The following is an 8,028-nucleotide window of genomic DNA, read 5'->3' as shown; positions in this document are numbered from 1 at the left end:
GTTTACGAGTCATATCGCCTCGACAATTCCTCCGCGAAATAGGAGAGCTATCATGACAGCCATAAGCCTGCGCTTGCCCGACTCCCTCCATAAGCTTGCCCGCGAACTAGCCGAGCAAGAGGGCATTTCCATGAACCAATTGATCACCCTGGCGCTGGCCGAGAAACTGTCGGCGCTCAGGACAGAGAGCTATCTCGAAGCGCGCGCCGCGCGAGGCGACCGGGCGAAGTTCGAAGCTGCGCTAGCCAAGGTCGCCGATGTTGAGACACCGGACGAGCGCGACCGGTTATAACGCCGGTAATTGATACTCACCGACTGCCACACGTCTTTATTGTGATTGTGATTTGGAAACCAGGTCTCCCAAAAAGAACCCGGCTTCCGTTTCAGCGGGCAAACAGCACGACCTGCCAGAATGGGTCGTTGTGATGAACGGTCTTGCGCAGCCCGTTCGCAGCGGCTATGCCTTCCACCGCCTCCGTCGGATGGATGAACGAGCGAAAGGCATCACGTCGCAGCCGGGGAGAGATGTTCAGGATCGCCACGCCCAGCTTCATCCACCAGCCGTCACGCGGGTAGACCAGGCCCAGAAAGCGCCTGGCTCTGGCGGCGGCATGGTGCATGAGCGCTTCCATATCCGGGTAGCAGCAGACGACGCGATCCAGCGTGACGATATCGGCCGCCTCGATCTGGCCGGCCAGGGCCACGAAGTCACCGTGGACATAGCGCGCGTCAGCGGCGTAGCCTCGCCTCTCGGCTTCCCGGCGGGCCAGCGCCAGATAAGCGCGCGACGCGTCAACGCTCGTTATCTCGGTCACCCCGGCGGCGCGCAATTCATGCTGGATGACGCCGATGCCGCCGCCAATATCGAGCAACGTCATGCCGGCGACTCCGGTCGATGTCAGCGCACCGAGCAGCCGCCCGGTTGTGCCCGTCGGGCCACGCCGCTGGTAACGCCGCAGGTCGGCCGCGGCCACGCGCTGGTTGAAAAACCGGTCCGCCCCCTGGCAGTGTGGACAGCAAGTCATTCTGGCCTCCACCAATAAAGCCGGTAGAACAGAGCGATACAGATTATAGGGGAAGGCGCGGCGATCACAAGGCTGGATGGGGGGGTGATGGACGCGAAAGGGGGCGGCCGGGCGGCCACCCCCTTTCACTGAAGGAGAAATGAAATGGTGAAGGCGATCTTGTCTCAGAGCGCGGCTTAAGCGTGCGCCGGCTCCTCCTCTTCGAATTGCTCTTCCTCGGTTGAACCCTTCAAGGCCACAGTGGATGACTCGCCGTGCGAGACAACCATCTGCACCTCGTCGAAGTAGCCCGCGCCGACAAAGCTCTGATGTTTGATGGCCTTGAACCCGTGCTCGTGCTCCATCTGGAATTCGTGCTGCTGGAACTCCGAGTAGGCGGCCATGCCGCGATCCTTGTACCCCACGGCCAGATCGAACATGCTGGCGTTCAGCGTGTGGAATCCGGCCAGCGTTACGAACTGGAAGGCGTAGCCCATCTTGCCCAGCTCGATCTGGAACCCGGCGATCTCATCATCGCTCAGATTGCGCCGCCAGTTGAACGATGGCGAGCAGTTGTAGGCCAGCAACTTGCCCGGGAACTTTTCGTGGATGGCGTCGGCGAAGCGCCGCGCCTCGTCCATATCGGGGTGGGCCGTCTCGCACCAGACCACGTCGGCATAGGGCGCGTAGGCCAGACCGCGGCTGATGGCGCACTCCAGCCCGCCGTTGATGCGGTGGAAGCCCTCGACCGTCCGCTCGCCATAGATGAACGGCGTGTCGTTGGGATCCACGTCGGTCGTCAGCAGTTGCGCGCCGTTGGCGTCGGTGCGGGCGATTAGCACCGTCGGCACGCCCATCACATCGGCCGCCAGCCGCGCCGCGACCAACTTCTGGATGAACTCGCGCGTCGGCACCAGCACCTTGCCACCCATGTGGCCGCACTTCTTGGCCGAGGAGAGCTGATCCTCGAAGTGGACGCCGGCCGCGCCCGCCTCGATCATCGCCTTCATCAGTTCAAAGGCATTCAGCGAGCCGCCAAAGCCCGATTCGGCATCGGCCACGATGGGCGCGAACCAGTAGACGCCGTTCTCGTCGTGCATGTGGTGAACCTGGTCGGCGCGCTGCAGAGCGTTGTTGATGCGCTTGACCATGTTCGGCACGCTGTCGGCCGGATAGAGGCTCTGGTCGGGGTAGGTCTGCAGGGCGGTGTTGTTATCGCCAGCGACCTGCCAGCCGCTGAGGTAGATGGCCTTCAACCCGGCCTGCACCTGCTGAACGGCCTGGTTGCCGGTGACCGCGCCCAGGGCGGGGACAAAGTCCTCCTTGTTCAGCAGTTGCCACAGCCGCTCGGCGCCCATGCGCGCCAGGGTGTACTCAATCTGGACCGAACCGCGCAGCCGGACGACATCCTCGGCCGAATAGGGCCGGATGATTCCTTGCCAGCGCTTGTTCAGTTCCCAATCGTCCTTTAGCTTTGCTACATTGTACGGTTTAAACATTCTCACGCCTCCATCCATGTCTCTGCTACGTTTTTGCCTGTAACGCGGGTTGGTAACCCGCTTGCGGGATACCATCCCGCGCTACAACTCAATTCAGGTGTTCGTACGCCTTCAACGTCAGAAAGTCGGTAAACTGATCGGCCACGCTGATCTCGTCGAACAGTCGCGCCGCCAACTCGTAGTGGTTGGCGGCGAAGAACGCCTCGCCGACGGTCTGGCGCAGATCGGTCAGCACCTCGGCCGTCATCCCCCGGAACAGCTCGACCGTGATCGGCCGGCCGTCGTCCAGCCGCGTGTGCGGGTTGTGGAGCCACTGCCAGATCTGCGAGCGGGAGATTTCAGCTGTGGCCGCGTCTTCCATCAGGTTATAGATCGGCACGCAGCCGTTGCCGCTCAGCCAGGCAGCCATGTACTGGATGCCAACGTCGATGTTGGTGCGCAGACCAGCGGCGGTGATCGTTCCGGTGGGGATAGCCAGCAGATCGGCTGCCGTCACCGCCACATCCTCGCGCTTGCGGAAGATCTGGTTGGGCGTCGGCATGTACTTGTCGAAGATCTCGCGGGCGATGGGAACCAGCCCCGGGTGGGCGACCCAGGTCCCGTCATGCCCGTCCTTGGCCTCGCGTTCCTTGTCCGCGCGGACCTTGGCCAATGCCTGCTCATTGGCCTGCGGGTCATTCTTGATCGGGATCTGGGCCGCCATACCGCCCATCGCGTGGATGTTGCGCCGGTGACACGTCTTGATGACCAATAGCGAGTAGGCGCGCATGAAGGGCGTCGTCATGGTCACCTGGGCCCGGTCCGGCAAATAGAACTCGGGGTGCTTCTGGAACTTCCGAATGGCGCTGAAGATGTAATCCCACCGGCCGCAGTTCAGACCAGCGGAGTGCTCCCGTAACTCCCAGAGGATTTCGTCCATTTCGAACGTCGCCAGAATGTTCTCGATCAGCACCGTGGCGCGAATCGTCCCACGAAGGATGCCGAGACGCTCCTGCGCCATGACAAAGACGTCATTCCACAACCGGGCCTCGAGATGGCTTTCCAGCTTGGGCAGGTAGAAGTAAGGGCCTGTGCCCCGCGCCAGCAGGTTGTGGACGTTGTGGAAGAAATAGAGCCCAAAGTCGAACAGGGAGCCGGACATCGGCTCACCGTCGACGAGGACGTGCTTCTCGTTCAGGTGCCAGCCGCGCGGCCGGACGAGCAACACGGCCGTCGGTTCGTTCAGCCGGTACGCCTTGCCCTCGGGACTGGTGAAGGTGATGACGCGGTTGACTGCGTCGCGCAGGTTGATCTGCCCGTCGATGGTCGCCGTCCAGGTGGGCGAGTGTGCGTCCTCGAAGTCGGCCATGAAGACGCTGGCCCCCGAGTTGAGCGCGTTGATGATCATCTTGCGGTCAACGGGGCCGGTAATCTCGACCCGACGATCCTGTAAGTCGGGGGGGATGGGCGCGACCGTCCAGTCGGCGGCGCGAATTTCGGTCGTGTCCGGCAGGAAGTCCGGCATGACGCCGGCGTCGATCTGGGCCTGGCGCTCGACGCGCCGGCGCAGCAGTTCCAGGCGGCGGCCGTTGAACGCGCGCTGCAAAGCGGCGACAAAGTCCAGCGCCTGCGGGGTCAGGATATCCGCGAATTCGGGCGTCACCTCGCCTAGAATCTCGATCCCGTCGTTCGCCATCCGGGTCCTCTCCTTTTGTGTTAAGCCGATGCCGCGGCCCGGCGTGGGTGGCCGGCGCGACATCACCGATAGGCTTGCGCACATCTAACGCATTGCGTCATTATAACGCATAGTGTCATACGCTGTAAAGTGATACATGTCATGTCTTCCAGAATTAGGGCAGGGAAATTCTCTCCCGCCTGAACAGCACCAGCCGGCGACGCGCCAAACCGGCGTGGTGTTTCATTGTGGAACCAGAATATCACCCCGTTTCTGTGGATAAGTGCTCAATAGCTGTGGATAAGGCGAGGCATCTGGGGAAATCTAGACAGGAGTCCGTTTGGCCGCCGGGCGCGCATTAATCCGCATGTGGCGCGTTGGCGGCGCGAATGGCCTATATGTGGGGGTAGCGGGCAAAGACCCGCCGAGAGTGTCACTACCCCGGAACAGGGGATATGCCAAGGCACTCACAGGCCATCCACAGCGACGACGTAGGAATGCGAGGTCAATGGGCGAATAGGGGCGGCGGTGCAGGCCTCACCCCGGCACATATGGGCATGCCGGCGGGTTATCCACCTATCCCCAGCCCCTACTACGTACTACTAAATAAGAATAAGAAAGGAATGATCCTTTGGATAATCTTGTTCTGAAAGAGGGGCCCATGCAAAGACGCAAAGACCGCAAAGCCCAGAACAAATCTGGGCTTTGCGGTCTTTGCGTCTTTGCGTGAGCTTCTTCTTCCTACGGGGAAACGACAGGCAGCGCCGACAGGTCGATCTCCGCCTGAAGCATCGCGGCGCGCAGCCAGCCTTCCTGGTTGCCGGGCAGACGCACCTTCACCCACGCCGCGTCAGCCGTGCGCCCCACCAGGGTCACGCTCTGCCCCGGCACGACGCGCAGGATGGGCGGCGCGTCGTCGGACGGCGACGGATAGACGTAGACGCCGGTCGGAGCCGTCGGCGCGGGCGCGGCGGTGTCGGGAACGGCAGTGGGGGCCGGCGTGTTGGTTTCGGTAGGCGACGGTTCCGGCGAAGGTGTGGCCGTGACCGGCAGCGCGGTCTCGGTTGGCGGAACCTGCGTCGGGGTGGGCGGGGCAGCCGTCTCGGTTGGGCGCGTCGTGGGCGTGGCCGACGGCGTAGGGGCCGGGGTGCCGCCGGCTCCTGACGTAGCCCCGGCCGCGGACGTAGCTTGCCAGCCAACCACCAGCGGCGGCGCGTTGCCGTCGATGACCGGCACGCCATCGAGCGAGCCGTCCAACCGGATAATGTCGGCGGCGATCCACCCCTCGCGGCCGTCGGGCAGCCGCACCAGCACCCAGCGGTTGTCGGCCGTCCGGCCGCGAATGCCCAGCGTCTGCCCCTCGGCCACCGCCTCGAACGGCTCATAGAGGAAGCCGGGGCCGGCGTAGACCAGATAGTACGCGGACTGCTCCGGCGGCGGCGCGTCGAGGAAGGGGGTGATGATCGGCAGATCGTTGAGCGTCTTCGACGGCAGGAATGGGCCATCGGCGGCCATCCAGCCGGCGCGACCGTCGGGCAGATAGACGTGCACCCAGGTCGCCGCATCGTTGCGCCCGTTCACGGCCAGCACGTCGCCCGGCCGGGCCACGCCGACGCGCTGGAAGCGCGCGTTTGGCCCGACGAAGACTGCGATAGTGTCGTTGGTTACGAAGGCGGTAATGCCTATCAAGGCCACGTCGGCCACGGGCAGCGCGGCAATGTCGCTGCCGGCTTGCAGGTAGCGGGCGTTCACCCAGCCGCGATAGCCGTTGTACAGCTCGATCTGCGCCCAGGTGGCGGCGCGGTTGCGGCCGACCAGGCGCACCTGCTCCCCGCCGACCAGGTAGGCGATGGCGGTGTAACTGACATGGGGGCCGGTGCGCACGTTGAGCGAACTGACGTTCACCTGCGCTTCGCCGTAGAGAGGGGCGGGCGTGGTGGGCGTTGGGGAGCCTTGCGCCTGACTGTGGCGCAAACCGATGAAGGCGAGGGCGGCCAGGACAGCCAGACAGAGCGGAACGATCAGCAGCGGCGAGCGGAGACGAGGGGAAGGGGTTGTATTCATGGCAGATTTTGGCTTTAACGTTACATGGCGCGGGTTATCGGTACTGCCAAACCCTCTCGCTGGCAGTATACGGTCGTCCCGCCGCCAGACAAGAGCTTGCGCCCATTATGATCCCATTTTTCACACTGTAGCGCAGGCTGTCAGCCTGCGCTACAACGGCTATAATAACCGACAGTGCTTGCGGAAAAGATTACTATGGATTGGATCGCCGCCGCCCGCGCCGGAAACCCCCGGGCCGTCGCCAGGCTCATCACCCAGGTGGAGAATGATGCCGCGTCCGCGCCGGGCATTGTCCGCGCCCTCTATGCCGATACGGGCCGGGCGCACGTAGTCGGCATCACCGGCCCGCCCGGCTCTGGCAAGAGCAGCCTGGTCAACGAGCTGGCTAAGCGCTTCCGACAGCATGACCGGCGCGTCGGCATCGTCGCCGTGGACCCGAGCAGCCCTTTCACCGGCGGCGCGTTGCTGGGCGACCGGGTGCGTATGCGCGATCTGGCCGGCGACACGGGCATCTTCGTCCGCAGCATGGCCTCGCGCGGCAGCCTGGGCGGGCTGGCCCGCAGCACGGCCGCCGCGGTCAAGGTGCTCGACGCCGCCGGCTATGATCTCATCCTCATCGAGACGGTCGGCGCCGGCCAGGCCGAGGTGGACATCGCCACGGCGGCCCACACGGTCGTGGTGCTCGAAGCGCCGGGCATGGGCGACGACGTGCAGTCGATCAAGGCCGGCATCCTGGAGATCGCCGACATCCTGGTCGTCAACAAGGCCGACCGGCCGGGGGCCAGCCGGGCGGCTAAATCGCTGGAGATGATGCTCCACCTGGGGCTGGAGACGGACACCGCTTCCGACCGGGCCCACCATGGCGCGGACGCGGCCCCATCGCCGGCCGACGACGGCCGACTGCCGGCCGCCGGCTGGGCCACGCCGGTGCTGCAGACGGTGGCGACGACGGGCGAGGGGATGGCGGCGTTGGCCGATGCCATCGAGCGGCACGCCGCCCACCTCACCGCCACCGGCCAGCGCGCCATCCGCGACTGGGAGCGCAGCCGCGACGAGGTCGAGCACCTGCTGCGCGACCTGTTCATGGATCAACTTCGGGCAGCTGTGCCCGCCACGGAGCGAACGCGCCTGATCGCCGACGTCGCCGAGCGACGCCTGGACCCCTATTCGGCCGCCGAGCGGCTCTTCGCCAGCGCGTCCGACACGTTCAAACGTGAGCGCTAATCCGATCGAGACGAGAGTTACTATGTACGGCGACATCAAGGTCTACGCCGGTTCCGGGTGTCCCGAACTGGCCCAACGCGTGGCCGAGTATATCGGTATCCGGCTCAACCGCTGGGATATCGTGACGTTTCCGAACGAGAACATCTTCATTAAGCTGAACAGTAGCGTGCGCGGCCAGGATGTTTACCTCATCCAGACCCATGCCCGCCCCGTCCACAGCAACATCATGGAGATGCTGATCGCCATCGACTGCTTCAAGCGCGACTCGGCCGGGCGGGTGACGGTGGTCATCCCCTACATGGCCTACTCGCAGAGCGACAAGAAGGACCAGCCGCGCGTGCCCATCACCTCGCGCCTGCTGGCCGACCTGATCGAAGTCGCCGGGGCCGACCGCTGGATCACCATCGACTTGCACGCCGGGCAGATTCAGGGCTTCTACAAAATACCGGGCGACGCGCTGAGCGCGCAGCACCTTATCTGTAACTACATCAGCCGCAAGAAGCTGAACGCCACCGTCGTCACCACCGACCTGGGCTTTGCCAAGGGCGGCCGGAACTTCGCCGCCTCGCTGGGCTTTCCGCTG

General features: G+C 64.4%; 7 protein-coding genes. 3 read left to right on the top strand and 4 right to left on the bottom strand.

The window, feature by feature from the left end:
• Positions 1 to 52 precede the first annotated feature (52 nt).
• Complete coding sequence (locus ACE3UY_RS17490) at positions 53 to 292, top strand: toxin-antitoxin system HicB family antitoxin (protein ID WP_374688772.1); 240 nt, start codon at positions 53 to 55, stop codon at positions 290 to 292.
• Between the two features lie 91 nt (positions 293 to 383).
• Here the strand turns inward: ACE3UY_RS17490 and ACE3UY_RS17485 are convergent, their stop codons facing one another.
• The 4 genes from ACE3UY_RS17485 to ACE3UY_RS17470 all read right to left on the bottom strand — a co-directional run bounded on the left by ACE3UY_RS17485 (position 384) and on the right by ACE3UY_RS17470 (position 6,221).
• The gene (locus tag ACE3UY_RS17485) at positions 384 to 1,025 is read right to left on the bottom strand and encodes a class I SAM-dependent methyltransferase (RefSeq protein WP_374688771.1); all 642 of its coding nucleotides are present in this window, start codon (positions 1,023 to 1,025) and stop codon (positions 384 to 386) included.
• A gap of 176 nt (positions 1,026 to 1,201) precedes the next feature.
• Positions 1,202 to 2,503 (bottom strand): isocitrate lyase, encoded by a 1,302-nt coding sequence (aceA, locus tag ACE3UY_RS17480; protein ID WP_374688770.1) that lies wholly within the window; start codon positions 2,501 to 2,503, stop codon positions 1,202 to 1,204.
• Positions 2,504 to 2,591: 88 nt separating this feature from the next.
• Positions 2,592 to 4,178, bottom strand: a complete 1,587-nt coding sequence (aceB, locus tag ACE3UY_RS17475) for a malate synthase A (RefSeq protein ID WP_374688769.1) — start codon at positions 4,176 to 4,178, stop codon at positions 2,592 to 2,594.
• A 720-nt stretch (positions 4,179 to 4,898) separates the two neighbouring features.
• A complete protein-coding gene (locus tag ACE3UY_RS17470; protein WP_374688768.1) occupies positions 4,899 to 6,221 on the bottom strand; it encodes an SH3 domain-containing protein in 1,323 nt (440 codons plus the stop codon).
• A gap of 195 nt (positions 6,222 to 6,416) precedes the next feature.
• On the opposite strand from ACE3UY_RS17470, the gene meaB reads away from it, so the two are divergent.
• On the top strand, positions 6,417 to 7,445 hold the full coding sequence (meaB, locus tag ACE3UY_RS17465) for a methylmalonyl Co-A mutase-associated GTPase MeaB (protein WP_374688767.1): 1,029 nt from the start codon (positions 6,417 to 6,419) through the stop codon (positions 7,443 to 7,445).
• A 22-nt stretch (positions 7,446 to 7,467) separates the two neighbouring features.
• Positions 7,468 to 8,028 (top strand): ribose-phosphate diphosphokinase (locus ACE3UY_RS17460; RefSeq protein ID WP_374688766.1); only part of this gene is annotated, 561 nt, incomplete at its 3' end.

It is taken from the genome of Promineifilum sp. (SeqCode), from assembly GCF_041918635.1.
GTDB lineage: Bacteria > Chloroflexota > Anaerolineae > Promineifilales > Promineifilaceae > Promineifilum.
The sequence above is the reverse complement of the archived record's forward strand: the minus strand, read 5'-3'. Positions and strand labels throughout refer to the sequence as shown.

Excerpts from the sequence above, each read along its gene's own strand:
- ACE3UY_RS17490 (WP_374688772.1), top strand. The coding sequence starts at position 53 with ATGACAGCCATAAGCCTGCGCTTGCCCGACTCCCTCCATAAGCTTGCC.
- ACE3UY_RS17485 (WP_374688771.1), bottom strand. The coding sequence starts at position 1,025 with ATGACTTGCTGTCCACACTGCCAGGGGGCGGACCGGTTTTTCAACCAG.
- aceA (WP_374688770.1), bottom strand. The coding sequence starts at position 2,503 with ATGTTTAAACCGTACAATGTAGCAAAGCTAAAGGACGATTGGGAACTG.
- aceB (WP_374688769.1), bottom strand. The coding sequence starts at position 4,178 with ATGGCGAACGACGGGATCGAGATTCTAGGCGAGGTGACGCCCGAATTC.
- ACE3UY_RS17470 (WP_374688768.1), bottom strand. The coding sequence starts at position 6,221 with ATGAATACAACCCCTTCCCCTCGTCTCCGCTCGCCGCTGCTGATCGTT.
- meaB (WP_374688767.1), top strand. The coding sequence starts at position 6,417 with ATGGATTGGATCGCCGCCGCCCGCGCCGGAAACCCCCGGGCCGTCGCC.